The 16,325-nt window shown below is 37.9% G+C and carries 15 protein-coding genes; 5 read left to right on the plus strand and 10 right to left on the minus strand.

The window, feature by feature from the left end:
* Nucleotides 1-32: 32 nt before the first annotated feature.
* The 4 genes from pnp to lgb_RS08440 form a co-directional block, all read right to left on the minus strand.
* The gene (gene pnp, locus lgb_RS08425; protein WP_195917277.1) at nt 33-2,312 is read right to left on the minus strand and encodes a polyribonucleotide nucleotidyltransferase; all 2,280 of its coding nucleotides are present in this window, start codon (nt 2,310-2,312) and stop codon (nt 33-35) included.
* 353 nt (nt 2,313-2,665) lie between these two features.
* A complete protein-coding gene (locus lgb_RS08430) occupies nt 2,666-3,442 on the minus strand; it encodes an ABC transporter ATP-binding protein (RefSeq protein WP_019294350.1) in 777 nt (258 codons plus the stop codon).
* Between the two features lies 1 nt (nt 3,443).
* On the minus strand, nt 3,444-4,463 hold the full coding sequence (locus lgb_RS08435; RefSeq protein ID WP_029345909.1) for a FecCD family ABC transporter permease: 1,020 nt from the start codon (nt 4,461-4,463) through the stop codon (nt 3,444-3,446).
* Nucleotides 4,441-5,382 carry an ABC transporter substrate-binding protein gene (locus lgb_RS08440; RefSeq protein ID WP_017370578.1) on the minus strand — a complete coding sequence of 314 codons (942 nt, stop codon included), beginning with the start codon at nt 5,380-5,382 and terminating at the stop codon, nt 4,441-4,443. Before lgb_RS08440 ends, lgb_RS08435 begins: the two co-directional genes overlap by 23 nt.
* A 430-nt stretch (nt 5,383-5,812) precedes the next feature.
* Between lgb_RS08440 and lgb_RS08445 the strand changes: the two genes are divergently transcribed.
* Complete coding sequence (locus tag lgb_RS08445) at nt 5,813-6,778, plus strand: ribose-phosphate diphosphokinase (protein ID WP_017370577.1); 966 nt, start codon at nt 5,813-5,815, stop codon at nt 6,776-6,778.
* A 205-nt stretch (nt 6,779-6,983) separates the two neighbouring features.
* On the opposite strand, the gene lgb_RS08450 is transcribed toward lgb_RS08445, so the two are convergent.
* On the minus strand, nt 6,984-7,334 hold the full coding sequence (locus lgb_RS08450; protein ID WP_019294352.1) for a hypothetical protein: 351 nt from the start codon (nt 7,332-7,334) through the stop codon (nt 6,984-6,986).
* A gap of 453 nt (nt 7,335-7,787) precedes the next feature.
* Between lgb_RS08450 and lgb_RS08455 the strand changes: the two genes are divergently transcribed.
* Complete coding sequence (locus lgb_RS08455) at nt 7,788-8,906, plus strand: cysteine desulfurase family protein (protein WP_029345910.1); 1,119 nt, start codon at nt 7,788-7,790, stop codon at nt 8,904-8,906.
* Nucleotides 8,907-8,909: 3 nt separating this feature from the next.
* Nucleotides 8,910-9,254, plus strand: coding sequence for a DUF1831 domain-containing protein (locus lgb_RS08460; protein WP_019294354.1), 345 nt, complete (start codon nt 8,910-8,912; stop codon nt 9,252-9,254).
* A gap of 117 nt (nt 9,255-9,371) precedes the next feature.
* Here the strand turns inward: lgb_RS08460 and tuf are convergent, their stop codons facing one another.
* Nucleotides 9,372-10,559 (minus strand): elongation factor Tu, encoded by a 1,188-nt coding sequence (gene tuf / locus lgb_RS08465; protein ID WP_003133474.1) that lies wholly within the window; start codon nt 10,557-10,559, stop codon nt 9,372-9,374.
* 181 nt (nt 10,560-10,740) lie between these two features.
* Between tuf and lgb_RS08470 the strand changes: the two genes are divergently transcribed.
* Both lgb_RS08470 and lgb_RS08475 read left to right on the plus strand, forming a co-directional pair.
* The gene (locus lgb_RS08470) at nt 10,741-10,923 is read left to right on the plus strand and encodes an SPJ_0845 family protein (protein ID WP_017370573.1); all 183 of its coding nucleotides are present in this window, start codon (nt 10,741-10,743) and stop codon (nt 10,921-10,923) included.
* 61 nt (nt 10,924-10,984) lie between these two features.
* Nucleotides 10,985-11,101 carry a DUF4044 domain-containing protein gene (locus lgb_RS08475; RefSeq protein WP_004259413.1) on the plus strand — a complete coding sequence of 39 codons (117 nt, stop codon included), beginning with the start codon at nt 10,985-10,987 and terminating at the stop codon, nt 11,099-11,101.
* A 58-nt stretch (nt 11,102-11,159) separates the two neighbouring features.
* On the opposite strand, the gene ileS is transcribed toward lgb_RS08475, so the two are convergent.
* The 4 genes from ileS to lgb_RS08495 form a co-directional block, all read right to left on the minus strand.
* The gene (gene ileS, locus lgb_RS08480; RefSeq protein ID WP_019294355.1) at nt 11,160-13,946 is read right to left on the minus strand and encodes an isoleucine--tRNA ligase; all 2,787 of its coding nucleotides are present in this window, start codon (nt 13,944-13,946) and stop codon (nt 11,160-11,162) included.
* Between the two features lie 460 nt (nt 13,947-14,406).
* Nucleotides 14,407-15,258, minus strand: a complete 852-nt coding sequence (locus lgb_RS08485; RefSeq protein ID WP_019294094.1) for a DivIVA domain-containing protein — start codon at nt 15,256-15,258, stop codon at nt 14,407-14,409.
* Nucleotides 15,259-15,284: 26 nt separating this feature from the next.
* Nucleotides 15,285-16,082 carry a YlmH family RNA-binding protein gene (locus lgb_RS08490; RefSeq protein ID WP_019294093.1) on the minus strand — a complete coding sequence of 266 codons (798 nt, stop codon included), beginning with the start codon at nt 16,080-16,082 and terminating at the stop codon, nt 15,285-15,287.
* Nucleotides 16,079-16,324 (minus strand): YggT family protein, encoded by a 246-nt coding sequence (locus lgb_RS08495; protein ID WP_003133468.1) that lies wholly within the window; start codon nt 16,322-16,324, stop codon nt 16,079-16,081. The genes lgb_RS08490 and lgb_RS08495 overlap by 4 nt, the downstream gene beginning before the upstream one ends.
* Nucleotide 16,325 lies beyond the last annotated feature (1 nt).

Here is a 16,325-nt window from a genome sequence, read left to right on the forward strand (position 1 = left end):
AAGCGCATTACACTGCGCATTCCTCCTTTTTATCACTCTGGTCGAGTTGTTGATAATTCTGGAAACTCTTCATCTATGACTGATGCTTTGCGTTCTCGGCGCTCAAATTTAGGACCAGATGTTTTTTCTTTATGATATCCACGGTGACCATTACCGTTCTTCCCATTACGACGTTCGCGTGGCTTATGCTCAGGTTCTTCATAGCCTTCTGGTTTTTCTAGCAAAGCACGTACTGAGGCATCAACACGACCTTTATCATCAACTTTTGTAATCTTAACTTTAACAACATCTCCAAGCTTCAAAGCATCTTCTACTTTGTTCGTGCGATTCCATGCAAGTTCTGAAATATGTACCATCGCATCAGTATGGCCAAAAAGATGAACAAATGCACCGAATTTTTCGATTCTTACAACCTTTGCTTCATACACATCGCCGACTTTGGCTTCGCGGACCAATTCTGTAATGATTTCTTTCGCACGGTTAATCGCTGTCTGATCAGGAGAAAAGATAGAACAAAGTCCATCTTCATCGATGTCAATTTTGACTCCTGTTTCTTCGATGATTTTGTCGATCGTTTCGCCGCCCTTACCAATAACAACCTTAATTTTATCCGCATCAATTTTAATCGTATCAATTTTAGGTGCAGATGGTGCAAGATTTGGACGGGGTTCCGAAATTGTGGCTTCAATCACATCTAATATTTCAAAGCGGGCGCGTTTTGCTTGTGCAAGTGCTTCTGCCAAAATTTCGGCAGTAATTCCTGAAATTTTGATGTCCATTTGTAAAGCAGTAATTCCCTCGCGTGTACCAGCAACTTTGAAATCCATATCGCCAAAGTGATCTTCCAAACCTTGAATATCTGTCAAAATAGTATAGTTGGAGCCGTCTGAGATTAAGCCCATAGCAATTCCAGCTACTGGCGCCTTGATTGGTACTCCTCCAGCCATCAAGGCTAATGTTCCTGCACAAATCGAAGCTTGTGATGAAGAACCATTTGACTCTAGTACTTCCGCAACTAAACGTACAGCATAAGGAAATTCTTCAAGTGACGGCATAACTTGCTCAAGCGCACGCTCACCAAGTGCACCATGCCCTATTTCGCGGCGACCAGGTGCACCATAACGTCCAGTTTCTCCCACTGAATACTGCGGGAAATTATAGTGGTGCATGAAACGTTTTTTATATTCCAGATCCAATCCATCAATGACTTGTGCTTCCCCCATCGGAGCCAGAGTCAAAGTTGACAAGGCTTGCGTTTGCCCACGTGTAAAGAGAGCTGAGCCGTGTGTAATTGTATTCGGTGTAAAGTCGATTTCTGCTTCTAAAGGACGAATCTCATCGACTTTACGACCATCAGGGCGAATTTTATCCTCTGTTATGAGGCGACGGACTTCTGTATGTTCCATTCCCTCCAGAATCTCAGAAACATCACGCATAATGCGCTCAAACTCTTCATGTTCGGCATAAGCTGTTTCATATTCTGCTTTGACACGATCTTTAACGGCTTGAGTGGCCGCTTCACGCGCAAGCTTTTCTTCTACTTGTACAGCAGCTTGTAAGTCTTTATTATAGTCTGCAATAATTTGGGCTTTCAATGTTTCATCAACACGCAAAAGTTCAACTTCTGCCTTGTTCTTACCAACTTTGGCTACAATCTCATTTTGGAAAGCAATAAGTTCTTTAATCGCTTCGTGTCCTGCAAGGAGGGCATCGAGCATGATTGTTTCTGATAGTTCCTTTGCACCTGACTCTACCATATTGATCGCATCAATATTCCCAGCGACAGCAAGATCCAAATCAGACTTTTGCATCTGTGCAACATCGGGATTAATGACAATTTCACCATTGATATAGCCCACTTCAACACCCGCAATCGGACCGTCAAAAGGAATATCTGAAATAGCTAATGCCAAGGAACTTCCAAACATCGCTGCCATACGCCCACTTGCATTTTCATCATAAGAGAGTACAGTATTGATTACTTGTACTTCATTTCGAAAACCGTCAGCAAACATTGGGCGTATAGGGCGATCAATCAACCGGGCAGTCAGAGTAGCATAAGTGGATGGTCGTGCTTCACGCTTATTAAAACCTCCAGGAAATTTTCCTGCGGCATACATTTTTTCTTCATAATTAACTTGCAAAGGGAAAAAGTCACCGTTTGCCATTTTTTTCGACATGGTCGCTGCAGTTAGCACGGTTGTGTCTCCATAGCGAACAATAACTGCGCCATTGGCTTGCTTGGCAACTTGACCTGTTTCAACAACAAGCTCGCGTCCTGCAAAATTCATTCTGAAAGTTTCTTTTGTCATGTTTTCTCCCACTTTTCGAGATTTCAGTGCTTCTCATTTCTATCCAAAAATCAATTTGCTTTCTCAAAAGTAAACTCATTTTTGTATAGAATAGCACTGTGCTCATTATACTATATTTTTGAGGATAAAAAAAGCTTTGTAAGAGCAATCTATAACGGTTTTAGGCATTCGGGCGCCACAAAAGAAAACGCTCACTTTCCAATGAAATTTTTAACTTCTCTTATAAAAAGGATTGTAAAAAATAATTATTCTCTTCATACAAAAAAAGCAACTGTACGTTGCTTTTTGGTAAAGGTATATTTTTACTTTAAGTATCTCAATACATTTTTCCATTGTATCAGCTAAGCAGATAACTATTCTCGCTTTTTATCCATTTCATGCCAAAATTTATGTTTTTCAAGCATATAAGCAAGAACATCGGTTTGGTAAACTTGCTCCAAAAAACTTCTAGAAAGTACTTCGTTTGCTTTTCCTTGTTTTACTATTTTTCCCTCATGTAAAACTAGAACATTTTCTGAAAAAGACAGAGCTAAATTAATATCATGAAAAACAGCAATGATGATTTGATTTTGAGCAAAATATTCATCAATATTACGCAACATTTCTAGTTGATAATAAATATCCAAATGATTATTGGGTTCATCCAATAAAACAATCTGAGGGTTCTGTAATAAAGTCCGGGCTAAAAAGACACGCTGCAGCTGGCCGCCAGAAAGTGTTGACAGTTGTTGATCTTTTATCGTATCCAAATCAAATGCGGCTATTACTTCGGCTACACGTGCTTTATCTTGGGCGCTTGCCACTGCCATAAATCGTTTTCTCAGCTGGGTGTAGAGTCCCATCATCAAAGTTTCATAGACGGAATAAGAAAAATATACAGCTGGATTTTGAGAAAGAAGAGCCACTTTTTCTGCTAATTCAATTCTTTTTAATGTGGTCAATGATTGTTCGTTTAGCTCAATTTTTCCTTGATATTTTAGCAAACCAGCTAGACTCTTTAAAAGCGTTGATTTCCCACTACCGTTTGGTCCTAAAATTGCTAACCTTTCCCCTGCCTTGACAGAAAAATTAATATCAGAAAGAATCTCTTTTCCCGAATACTCAACCTTCATATTTTCAACTTTTAACATCTCATACTTGTCCTTTTCTAAAGAAAATATAGCAGAAAAATGGCGCACCAATGAGGGCTGTTACTGCTCCAATTGGTAATTCTCTTGTTTGGAAAACACTTCTTGCTACAGTATCTGCAAGAACACAGAGCAGGCCGCCTATAAGTGCTGAGCTTGGAAGAACCCACTTATGTGTCGCACCAAACAAACGACGAGCGATATGAGGTGCAATCAAATCGACAAAACCAATCACTCCCGTCATTGCTACGCTGGCTCCTGTGAGCAAAGTCGATAAGCTAATTAAAATAACTTTCGTCCGTTTGACTTCTACTCCTTGACTCAAAGCAAAGGTATCACCAAAACTCAAAATATCCATTTCTCGGTGAAAGTAAAGTAAGCAGACGAAACTAAAGACAAAGAGTAAAGTGAGGAGCTGTACGTTTTCCCATGAAGCTCCTGAAAAACTCCCCAATTGCCAGAAAATGATACGTTGCATATAATCCGGCGAAAAGGTCATCATTAAAGTTAAAAAAGAATTAACAAACAAAGAAAATACCATTCCCACCAAAATGATAGTTTGATTATCTAATGATTGGGAAAATTGTTGAGCAAAGAGTAAAACGATAAAAACAGTTACAAGTCCAAAAGCAAAGCCCGCAAGGCTCATCGAAATCGAAGTACTCATAAAATTAATACCGAGTAACATCACAGTCGAAGCGCCTAATGAAGCACCTGATGATACGCCTAAGGTATAGGAAGAGGCTAAAGGATTTTGTAAAAGTGATTGCATCACTGTTCCACTAGCACCCAAGGCTAAGCCGACAAGAAAGCTGAGCAAAATCCGAGGCATGCGAACTTCAAGAAGAATACTTTGCAAAAGAGGAGCAGAATCTTTCCCTCTGCCCAATATCGTATTCATTAAATCACCGACTGATATCGGAGCACTTCCTATTCGAAGGCTTAAAAGCATTGCCAGTAAAGACAGGGCCAAAAGCATCAAAATAATGCTTATTCTATTCTTATTTGAAGTTTTTGAATACATCAGGATATACCGCTTTTGCCATTTCTGTCATTGCTTTTATTACATGTTGATTAGGAAGCGAGCTTCTTTCGTTATCAATAGAATAAACGGCTTTATTTTTTACTGCCTTCACTTCTTCCCAACCTTTCAATTTTAAAATGTCATTAATAGGATCCGGAACATATTCAACATTTGTTAATATTACATCTGGATTAGCCATAATTGCTGCCTCTTCTGAAACTTTGATGGCTCCTGTTTCTTTGGCCATCACATTCTCAGCTCCAATTGTTTCAATCATTTCATTGATATAAGTGTCCTTTCCCATACTATAAATTTCTGGGGAAGCCGCGATTTCAAACAGAATCCTTTTCTTATGATTTATTTTTGCAGCTTGTTCTTTAAAAGCAGAGATATCCTTCTCCATCTGACCAGTAAGTTGTTCTCCTTTTTCTTTTTGGTTTAAAGCTGTCGCCACGAGACGAATATTGTTTTCAATTTCTTTAAAGTTCTTTTCAGTAGGTAGGACGACAACACTCGTTCCTTTATCTTGTAGCTTCTTAATTTTATCTTCCGATTGGAACAGGGTCAAATCACTCACAAATAAAAGTTCTGGCTGGAGCGCCATTATTTTTTCAAGATCCAAGTTCATAAGGTCTGTCTGCTGCACATTTTCCAAACCCTTAACATACTTGGGGCTTTGCGTATCTACAGCAATGAGTTTATCTTTTTGCCCCAGATCGTTAATCACTTGTGTCACCGCAGGTGAGAGTGACACAACTCTCTGAATATTGTTGGGAATTTTTACTCTCTCACCTTGTGGTGTCGTAATTTCAACTTTAGATGAGTTTGCTTCCTGAGTCACGTGTTTATTTTTTGTACATGCTGATAGACTAACCACCATAAACAGCAAACCAATTATCGTTAGTGTTTTCTTTTTCATTTGTTCTCCCTCACTAAAAAAGCTCTCATCATGTAAAGCCCTTATTTTTGAAACCAAGGCCCTTGCTAACAGTGTCACCCACAAATATGACTTAGTCTGGTCCCTCACAGTCATTTAAGTGCTGCTAAGAAGTTACCCTCTTTCCATACTTGCCGCTGTTCTTGTATTATTTTTATTTATCTCATCTTGAGACATAATATTCCTCTTATTTTACCATGTCTACACTTAACTTCGGTAACTAAAACACTTGGCTTACTACAGAGGATATATAAGATAATGAGACAACTCTAAATATCAAACATCTTCCATTAAAAATTTTTTTATTTTAACCCTTACCTATATAACGTGAAACCTTTCACGTAAATAGCGCTATGAAATCCCCCTCAAATTTGATAGAATAGACATATCATAATATTATAGGAGAAAAACTGTGACTTATTCTGACGCACAACTTAAACTTTTTTCACTGAACTCGAATCCTGAATTAGCTGAAAAAATTAGCAAAATTATGGATGTTCCTTTGGGGAAAGTAACTTCAAAACAATTTTCTGACGGAGAAATCATGATTAACATGGAAGAAAGTGTTCGTAATCATGATGTGTATATTATCCAGTCAACAAGTTGGCCAGTCAATGACAACATTTGGGAATTGTTGATTATGATTGATGCTTGCGTCCGTGCATCTGCACATTCAGTCAATATCGTTATGCCATACTTTGGTTATGCGCGTCAAGACCGAACTGCTTCAAGCCGTGAACCAATCACAGCTAAGCTTGTAGCTGATATGCTCGTCAAAGCTGGAGCAGATCGTGTACTCACTTTAGACATCCATGCAGTTCAAGTTCAAGGTTTCTTTGATATTCCTGTCGATAACCTCTTCACTGTACCACTTTTTGCTGAGTACTACATGAATAAAGGATTGTCTGGCGATGACGTTGTTGTTGTTGCACCTAAAAACTCTGGTATCAAACGCGCGCGTAGTCTTGCGGAATATTTAGAAGCTCCTATTGCCATCGTTGACTATGAAGATGACGATGCAAAACGTGAAAATGGTTATATCATCGGTAATGTTGAAGGGAAAAAAGTTATTCTCATTGATGATATCCTCAACTCAGGTGTAACATTCTCAAATGCTGCTTCTGTCGTGCGCGAAGCAGGTGCTGGAGATGTTTATGCCGTAGCAAGTCACGGTCTCTTCACTAAAACGGCAGCTGACTTACTTGAAAAGTCTGGAATTTGTGAAGTTCTCGTCACAGACTCTGTAGCTACTAAAAATCGTAAACCTAACAATGTAAAATACCTTAGTGTCGATAAACACATGGCAGATGCAATTCTTCGTATTCATGAAGGACGTCCTGTATCTCCGCTCTTCAAATTTGATAAAAATCAAGACTAAAGTCTATTCTGAACAATATTTAAGTTCATTCACCACCAGCTTTTCGCTGGTTTTTTTATATGAAAAAAAGCCACGCTGGCAAAACGAGACTTCATGTTCAGGAAATTTTAATCGATATTTTGATTTGCCATATCCAATATATCATTTCTGCTTATCAATAACGTTACCTTTTTGTTAACAGAGCTAAAAACGGTTAGCTATCTCTTTATTTATCATTCTTTTCTTCCTTTATTTTTTTGTCCTCAAGAGTAAATCCTTTTGATTTGAGATAGAGAAAGAGTTCTTGAAATAATGGATTGATTTGACAAATGAGTTGAAGCATTCGTGCAAAGAAAAAAAGTAAAGAACTATTGATAACAAATTCTATTTCATGGTTGTACATTTTTACATTTGAAAACTTATAAAACTCGAAAACACCCCAAAAGATTGCTATCGTTACACCATCAATCACTATTCTTTTCTTCAAAGGCGGATCCATTTTTTCGCCATCCTTGAGCCATGTTAATCCTAAAATAATTACAATTAATGCCGAGATACCTAATAAGTTATATTCCATTTGTCTGCTCTTCCTTTCCTATAAGACTGCTTACCAGCTTAAATTTATTATATCCTTCATTTTTAGATTGTTCCACTTCGTTTAAAAAATTATACTTTAGCCTTTGTCAGTGTTATAATTGGTATAGGCAGATTACAATAATATAATTAATACATCTTTCAAAGGTCACCTCTCTGCCTAGGTGGCTTTTTTCATAACCTGTACTTACTTTAGTCACTTCTTTCTCCTCTCATAACTTCATTTATCTAAAAAATTAGCGGAAGCGTTCGAATTTCAGAAAAAAAATATAAAACATGGTAATATAGAGATAATGGAAACTTACGATTGTCATTAAGCTTTCGTATAGAGTACATAAATGAAATACACACATTTATTAAAAAGGTTAAGTTAATAGAACCTTACATGTCCTTGAAATAAGACTTTTAATAGAAACTCGAAAGAGAGGAAAGAACAATTATATATCTAGATAATGCCGCAACAACACCGATACTTCCTGAAGTTGTTGATGTCATGACGGAAGTTCTTGCTAACAATTTTGGCAATCCGTCCAGTACGCACACTTTTGGTCGCCAAGCGAGCCAACTCGTACGTCAGGCACGAGAAACAGTAGCTAAGGCACTTCAAGTTTCGCCTGGAACAATTACTTTTACTTCCGGCGGAAGTGAATCCAACTCCACCGCTTTGGTCGGTTACGCTTTAGCCAACCGTCAAAATGGTAATCATATTATCACCACTGCCTTAGAGCATCCATCAGTACTTAATGCCCTTGACTACTTGAAAACACGTCATGGCTTTGATGTTACTTTTGTTCAACCCCAAGCTGATGGCTCTTTCCCCACCCAATTGATTGAAAATGAATTGCGGGAAGAGACAATTCTTGTTTCAATGATGATGGCCAATAATGAAACTGGGCAACTACTTCCCATCAAAGAAGTGGGGCAACTTTTAGAAAATCATCAAGCTGTTTTTCATGTTGATTCAGTACAAACAATGGGTAAAATCCCCGTACATCCTGAGGAGCTAAAAATAGATTTTCTATCAGCTAGCGCTCACAAATTCCACGGTCCAAAAGGTGTCGGCTTTCTTTATCACCGTTCTGGACTAAAATTTGACAGTATTATCCACGGTGGCGAACAAGAAGAAAAACGCCGTTCAGGTACGGAAAATCTTCATTCTCTTTTGGGCATGGCAAAAGCACTACAAATTGCAACAGATAACATGAATGCTAATTATGCCCATGTTGAAAAACTCAAAGCTTCACTTCTAGATGATCTTGCAGATATTGAATATTATACACACGAATTTGGTCCGAGTATGCCACATGTTGTAAATATCGGGTTCCCAGGGAAAAATCATGATTTATTACTCGCAAAACTTGATCTTGCTGGTGTGGCAATTTCAACTGGTTCCGCCTGCACCGCTGGAACAGTTGATCCTTCCCATGTTCTCGAAGCTGTATATGGTAGTGAATCACCAAAACTTAAAGAAAATATTCGTGTTTCTTTTTCAGAACTCAATACTGAAGAAGAAATTCACAATTTTGTTCAAACACTAAAAGAAAGGGCACTATAAAAGATGGCTTTTATTACTGAAAAAAAACTTGAGGGCTGCAAATACAGCTACTCATTATCACCGAAAGTTAAGAAATTTACTCTCAAAGACACAACTTTTTCTCAAAATAATATTGGAAACTTTGAATTTAAACGTATACTTGAAGAGGTTCCAAATTCTGGTCAAGGTTTTCTCCTTAAAATTATTATTAATCCTGATTTAACAGGTTTTAAACTATCAGTTACTGATAAATCAGGATTACGTAATGTGAATATCTTTAAAAATGCTAGCGAAATTATCCAAGAAAAATTTTATTTCCAAATGGATACTTTTGTTGATCGTGAAATCTTTATTAAAAATGAAGTCTAAAAAAAACTCCCAAATGGGAGCTTTTTATTTCCTAATTTCAAAAACATTCATCAAAAAAACCTCACAAAATGTGAGGTTTTTTTAAGAAGTGAGTCCACTTCAATAATTCTTAACGAATTATGCTTTGATTTCAGCTACGATACCTGAACCAACAGTACGTCCACCTTCACGGATAGAGAAAGTAGTTCCTTGTTCGATGGCAACTGGGTGGATAAGTTCAACGTCGATGTGAACGTTATCACCAGGCATTACCATTTCAGTACCTTCTGGAAGTTTAACTGAACCAGTAACGTCAGTTGTGTGGAAGTAGAATTGAGGACGGTAGTTGTCGAAGAATGGAGTGTGACGTCCGCCTTCTTCTTTGCTCAATACGTAAACTTCACCTTCGAATTTAGTATGTGGAGTGATTGAACCTGGTTTAGCGATAACTTGACCACGTTCGATTTCGTCACGTTGAACACCACGGAGAAGTACACCAACGTTATCGCCGGCAAGACCTTCGTCAAGTGTTTTACGGAACATTTCGATACCAGTAACGACAGCTTTTTTAGTGTCTTCTTTGATACCAACGATTTCGATTTCGTCGTTGACTTTAACAGTACCACGTTCGATACGACCTGAAGCAACTGTACCACGACCAGTGATTGAGAATACGTCTTCGACTGGAAGCAACAATGGTTTGTCAGTGTCACGTTCTGGAGTTGGGATGTATTCATCAACGATGTCCATAAGTTCTTCAACTTTAGCAACCCATTGAGGTTCACCGTTCAAAGCACCAAGAGCTGAACCAGCGATTACTGGAGTATCGTCACCTGGGAAGTCGTATTCTGACAAGAGGTCACGTACTTCCATTTCAACAAGTTCCATAAGTTCTTCGTCATCAACGAGGTCAGCTTTGTTAAGGAATACGATAAGGTATTTAACACCAACTTGACGTGAAAGCAAGATGTGTTCACGTGTTTGTGGCATTGGTCCGTCAGTTGCAGCAACTACGAGGATCGCACCGTCCATTTGGGCAGCACCAGTGATCATGTTTTTAACGTAGTCCGCGTGACCTGGGGCGTCGATGTGGGCATAGTGACGTTTATCAGTTTCGTACTCGATGTGAGCAGTGTTGATAGTGATACCACGTTCGCGTTCTTCTGGCGCAGCATCGATAGATGCGAAATCAGTCGCTTTAGAGTAACCTTTGTCAGACAATACTTTAGAGATTGCAGCTGAGAGGGTAGTTTTACCATGGTCAACGTGTCCGATAGTACCAATATTTACGTGCGGTTTGCTACGGTCGTAAACTTCTTTAGCCATTTTAAAATGTCTCCTTTGAGAAAAAATATATTTTTTATAGGTAGCAGTGCTTTACACAAACTACCGTTCCATAACATTATACTGGATTTTCGCTTTAAATGCAAACTTTATTGCTATTTATCTGGCTTTTTTTGACTTTTCGTAGTAAAATATATAAAAAATGATAAGGAGTAATATCGATATGGGATTAACTTTTAGAAAACGTGATGATTTCGATAAAATGATGGATGATTTAGGCGTCTCAACCGGTAATTTAGACACTGATAAAGCAACAGCGAAAACTGAGAAGCAAGAAGATCCATTTGCAAAATTCTTAGAACCAAAAGAGTCTTCAAAATCTGAAACGGACAATTCTGGTAAATAGTGTGACATTTTACTAATTTATTGCTAGAATAGAACTGAGAATAATAAATATTGAGGAAACTATGGCTTACAAAAAGAAACAAAAATCTACTTTTCAAAAAGTGACGATGGTTGTTGTCGTTGCGATGCTGCTACTTATTGTCTTTAGCTCCCTAGCTATGGCTCTGTCTGCATTTTAAAAACTGCTTGAAGCAGTTTTTTATATTATAAAAAGCTTGGATATCCAAGCTTTTTATTTTATTCAAACCCATCAGTTAATACTTGAGGAAATTCATTTTTTACAATGGTAGCACAGCTTGAGCAAAGGGCATGTAAATGTTCATTTTCATCAGTCCCAACGGTCACATCTGTACGGCGACAACGGTCACATACTTGACCTGCTGCTTGTTCCACAAGAATAGCTACATCATCAAATTTAACAGCTTCTTCTGGTGCTCCTTCATTTGATACAGAGAATTCTGAAACAATGAGAAGTTGAGCAACATTTTCATCAAGACTTACAAGAAGACTTGAAACCACTTCATTAGGATATACAGTAACTTTTGCTTCAAGTGATTTACCGATTAATTTTGCTTCTCGTGCTTCTTCAAGCGCTTTAAGTACTTTATTTCGGAAATCAAGGAATGCTTCCCATTCACCGAGTAACTCTTCTGAGCCAGTGAAGTCTTTAACTTCAGGCATTTCAGCAAGATAAGCGAACTCTTCCGTTTCTGCTTCAAGGTATGACCAGATTTCTTCTGCTGTGTGCGGCAGAATCGGAACTAAAAGTTTTGTCAAATCTGCAAGCATTGTATACATCACGGTTTGCATTGAACGACGATCTGCAGCATTGGCTGCCTCGATGTATACCACATCCTTAGCAAAATCAAGATAGAAAGCAGACAAATCATTGGTCAAGAAGTTAATCACTTGCTTATAAACACTCATGAAATTGTATGAATCATAAGCTTCACGTACTGATTCTACTAGTGTATTGAATTTGACAAGCATATATTTATCAACACTACGTAAGTTTTCATAAGAAACCGCATTTGTGTTTTTATCAAAATCGGTAGTATTTGCGATTAGGAAACGCATTGTGTTACGGATTTTACGATAAACTTCTGAAACTTGATTAAGGATCTCCATAGAAACACGAACATCGGCTTCAGTATCGACAGAAGCTACCCACAGACGAAGAATATCTGCCCCTAATTTTCCTGTCACATCTGAAGGTAAAATTGTATTACCAATAGATTTAGACATTTTACGTCCTTTTCCATCAAGAACAAAGCCTTGTGACAGAACTGCTTTGTATGGAGAAACACCGTTAACAGCAACTGAAGTTGTGATTGATGAGTTAAACCAACCACGATATTGGTCTGAACCTTCAAGATAAAGATCTGCAGGATAAGACAGGTAATCGCGTTCGTTCAGAACACCATTCCATGATGAACCTGAATCAAACCAGACATCCATGATGTCTTTTTCTTTTGTGAATTTACCGTTTGGAGAACCAGGATGAGTGAAGCCTTCTGGTAACAACTCTTTAGCTTCACGTTCAACCCAAACTTTTGAACCGTGTTCCGCAAAAAGCTGGGCAACATGTTCTGTTGTTTCCGGCGTAATGATTGCCTCTCCATTTTCCGCATAGAAGATTGGCAGTGGAACACCCCAAGCGCGTTGACGAGAAATGACCCAATCTCCACGGTCACGAACCATATTATAGAGACGTGTTTTCCCCCAAGGGATAATCCAATCCACTTGTTCAATTTCACTTAGGATATTTTCACGGAAGTCATCAATCGATGCAAACCATTGTGGTGTTGCACGGAAAATAACGGGTTTCTTCGTACGCCAATCATGTGGATAACTGTGTGTAAAGAAGTCAAGCTTCAGCAAAGCTCCTTTTTCTTCTAACCATTTACTTACAATTTTGTTTCCTTCATCGTAGAAGATACCTTCTAAACCAGGTGCTTCATCCGTATAGTAACCACGGTTGTCCACAGGTGATAGAACTTCAAGTTTATATTTACGGCTAAAGAAGTAGTCATCTTCACCATGACCTGGTGCGCTATGAACGAGTCCAGTACCAGAATCAAGTGTGACATAATCCCCATTCATAATTAATGACTCACGATCATAAAATGGGTGATAAGCCGTCATCATATCCATTTCAGAACCTTTAAGTGTTTGAATTACCGTTGGGTTTTCCCACTCTAAAGTCTCTGCCACCTTGCTAAGCATTTCTGAAGCAACAACAAATTTACGATTTCCTACTTCTACAACTGAATATTCGTAGTCTGGATGTACAAAAATCCCCATATTTGCTGGCAATGTCCAAGGTGTCGTTGTCCAGATAACAAATTCTGCATCTTCTGGTAACAAGCCCTTAACATCTTTTGCTTTGAAAGCCACAAAGATTGATGCCGAACGGACATCTTGGTACTCAATTTCCGCTTCTGCCAATGAACTTTCTGATGAAGGAGACCAGTAAATTGGTTTTTGACCTTTGTAGATATAGCCTTTTTCCGCCATTTTACCGAAGACACGAATTTGTGCAGCCTCATATTCTGGGAGAAGTGTCATATATGGACGTTCCCAATCTGCTAAAACTCCTAAAGACTTAAAGTCTGAACGTTGCATATCTACTTGCTTGAGCGCATATTTCCGACACTCCTCAAGATAGTCTAACATGTCCATTTCTTTACGGTTCATACCCGCTTTTGAAAGTTGTTGTTCGATAGGTAAACCGTGAGTATCCCATCCTGGTACATATGGTGCACGGAAACCAGACATGGATTTATAGCGTACAATAATATCTTTCGAAATTTTATTTAGGGCATGTCCAACGTGGATATTTCCATTTGCATAGGGAGGTCCATCATGCAACATAAACGATGGTTTACCTTCATTCAGTTCTTGACGTGCTTCATAAAGTTTAGCTTCTTCCCAGCCTTTTTGCCAGCCAGCTTCTTTATTTGGCAAGCCTGCTCGCATCGGGAAAGCCGTTTTCCCTAAATTCAATGTATCTTTAATTTTCATAATTTTTACCTTTCTTTTAAACTTTATCTGTTTACCAGTATCTCTAAACTCTCTGTTTCTTACGTATTATCATTCTAATCCGCTAAAGCGGAAAGAATATTTCTTGGTTCACAACTCGCTTCGCTCCCTGCGTATTATCATTCTAATCCGCTAAAGCGGAAAGAATGTTTCTTGGTTCACAACTCGCTTCGCTCCCTGCGTATTATCATTCTAATCCGCTAAAGCGGAAAGAATGATAATAAAAAACGGTCTTTCGAAAAAGGACGAAAGACCGTGGTACCACCTTAATTTTTCTCACGAAAAGTGAGAACTCTTACGTACGTAACGTGTACAGCGTCTAAACTTACTTGACTTGGGCTTAGAATAATTTAGGTGATAATCCGAAAAACAGGGAATATGAGACTTCCATCAACTCTCACTTGCTGTAAATATATTTTTCTTTTCTTGTCCTAAAATTAAATTATTTATGTTCAGGTACTTCTACTTCTGGAACTTCTGTTTGCATTTCTGGAAAAACTGGATAAGAAGTTTCTTCATTTTTTTCAGTTTCTGCAACTTTCCCTTCTTCTGAGGGTATTTTTTGAGTTTCCTCTTCAAGAGCAGGAGCCAAAACTTCTTTCACAGTCTGTGGAATTTCAGTTTCTTCAACTTCAACTATTTTTTCAGTTTCTTCCTTAACTGTAGGTTCTACAACAGTGTTTTCTTCAGCCTTAGCGGGTTCATCTTTAGCGATATTTCCTTGTAAAGATGTATCACTCAACTGCATATCCACAATTTCTTGAAGCTTTTCTTCAGGATTTGTAATATGTGAAGATGTTGCTTCTAGAGTATCTTGCCAATCTTCTGAATGAATACTTGCCAACTGAGCCTCAATGATTGAAGTCATACGTTGGTGATAAAGACGCATTTTACGTTTCAAATCATCTGTATCACGAACCAAGCGACGTGCATCATCCGAAGCTTGATTAAGGATTGTTCCTGCTTCTTTTTTAGCGGCTTCAATAATGAGCTGACCTTTTTGACTAGCTTCAGCAATAATGCTGTTTGATTCACTCTGTGCTTGAACACGTAAATTGTCGGCCGCATCTTGTGCAACGACAATAGATTTATTCAAGGAATCTTTCATATCATCGAAATATTTTACGCGTTCACGTAAAGCCTTAAGCTCACGCTCTTGATCTTTAATTTTTTGTGCAAATTCATCGTAATCACGAACAATGATATCTAAAAATTCTTCAATTTCATGTTTGTTGTAACCACGCATTTGTGTATTAAATGTTTTATTTTGAACATCTAAACTATTTAATGCCATAAGTACCTCCAATCTCCCAAGAGACTCTATCTTTTCTTATGATTCTTAGTAATTTCACATTCGATTTTCTGTTTACCTTTTTTGGTTTCACCTAAAATTCTTAGAATCTTAATACGACCTAGGCCACGAACACTGATTAAATCTCCTTGTTCGACAGTAAAATCTTTCTTTTCAATTTCAAGGTAATTTAATTTTACCTTTCTTGATTGTAACATATTTACGGCAAGATTGCGAGAAATCTCGAAAGTGCTTGCAATAATTTTGTCAATACGCATACTCGAAACTAAGACTACTTTCATAACTGAGGCAGCTTCTGTTTCTATCAGCTCTTCAAATGGTTTTTCAACAAATTGTACGGAGGCAGAACCAATTTTTTTGATATTATTCTGAAAGATTTCAAGAAGATGTTTGGAAACAAAAACTTGTGCCCTTCCTTCGCTTAAAATAATATCGCCAAGCTCTGAACGCCTAATTCCCGTTTGACCTAAGAAACTCCCTAAAATTTGGGAATGCTTGAGTTGATAAAATTTCTTAGCGTATAAAATTTCTAACAACGCTATGTCAAAGTCTGCGACATCTAACTGATAAAATTCAGGCGCAATAATAATCTTAGTGAGTTCGGTCTGGGCAATATCCTGAGTAGAAAAAATCTGAAGTTCCCGCTTATTTGCTAAAGATTCGAGAATTTCAACTTCTCTAGGATTTAGAAAATAAGTAGTAACTACAGAATAATTGTTTTCCACACGATCCATCCAGTCTAAGACGCGATCAATAAATTGCTTTTCATCAGGATGAAAGTGTTGATATATATTTTCATGACTCATAAGAAGCGTAAAAGAAGTTGTTGAATAACTTGTAAAGCAATTACACCAAGCACGATTGTGAAATCTAATCCTGCAAAACGTAATGGAATACCTTCAAATAAGCTCAGATAAGGTCTTGAAATTTTGACAATAAAACGGCCTACAGCTGTATCATAAAGGCTTGGTATCCAACTCATCAGAGCATAAGCTACCAAAACCCAGGTATAAAGACCAATCAGTCGAATTAAAATATATATAATCATA

The organism is Lactococcus petauri, from assembly GCF_023499275.1.
In the GTDB taxonomy this organism is placed as follows: domain Bacteria; phylum Bacillota; class Bacilli; order Lactobacillales; family Streptococcaceae; genus Lactococcus; species Lactococcus petauri.

What these genes read in the sequence shown, in the direction of transcription:
- pnp (WP_195917277.1), bottom strand. Translation starts at nt 2,312, where the DNA reads ATGACAAAAGAAACTTTCAGAATGAATTTTGCAGGACGCGAGCTTGTT.
- lgb_RS08430 (WP_019294350.1), bottom strand. Translation starts at nt 3,442, where the DNA reads ATGTTAAAAGTTGAAAATATGAAGGTTGAGTATTCGGGAAAAGAGATT.
- lgb_RS08435 (WP_029345909.1), bottom strand. Translation starts at nt 4,463, where the DNA reads ATGTATTCAAAAACTTCAAATAAGAATAGAATAAGCATTATTTTGATG.
- lgb_RS08440 (WP_017370578.1), bottom strand. Translation starts at nt 5,382, where the DNA reads ATGAAAAAGAAAACACTAACGATAATTGGTTTGCTGTTTATGGTGGTT.
- lgb_RS08450 (WP_019294352.1), bottom strand. Translation starts at nt 7,334, where the DNA reads ATGGAATATAACTTATTAGGTATCTCGGCATTAATTGTAATTATTTTA.
- lgb_RS08460 (WP_019294354.1), top strand. Translation starts at nt 8,910, where the DNA reads ATGGCTTTTATTACTGAAAAAAAACTTGAGGGCTGCAAATACAGCTAC.
- tuf (WP_003133474.1), bottom strand. Translation starts at nt 10,559, where the DNA reads ATGGCTAAAGAAGTTTACGACCGTAGCAAACCGCACGTAAATATTGGT.
- lgb_RS08470 (WP_017370573.1), top strand. Translation starts at nt 10,741, where the DNA reads ATGGGATTAACTTTTAGAAAACGTGATGATTTCGATAAAATGATGGAT.
- lgb_RS08475 (WP_004259413.1), top strand. Translation starts at nt 10,985, where the DNA reads ATGGCTTACAAAAAGAAACAAAAATCTACTTTTCAAAAAGTGACGATG.
- ileS (WP_019294355.1), bottom strand. Translation starts at nt 13,946, where the DNA reads ATGAAAATTAAAGATACATTGAATTTAGGGAAAACGGCTTTCCCGATG.
- lgb_RS08485 (WP_019294094.1), bottom strand. Translation starts at nt 15,258, where the DNA reads ATGGCATTAAATAGTTTAGATGTTCAAAATAAAACATTTAATACACAA.
- lgb_RS08490 (WP_019294093.1), bottom strand. Translation starts at nt 16,082, where the DNA reads ATGAGTCATGAAAATATATATCAACACTTTCATCCTGATGAAAAGCAA.
- lgb_RS08495 (WP_003133468.1), bottom strand. Translation starts at nt 16,324, where the DNA reads ATGATTATATATATTTTAATTCGACTGATTGGTCTTTATACCTGGGTT.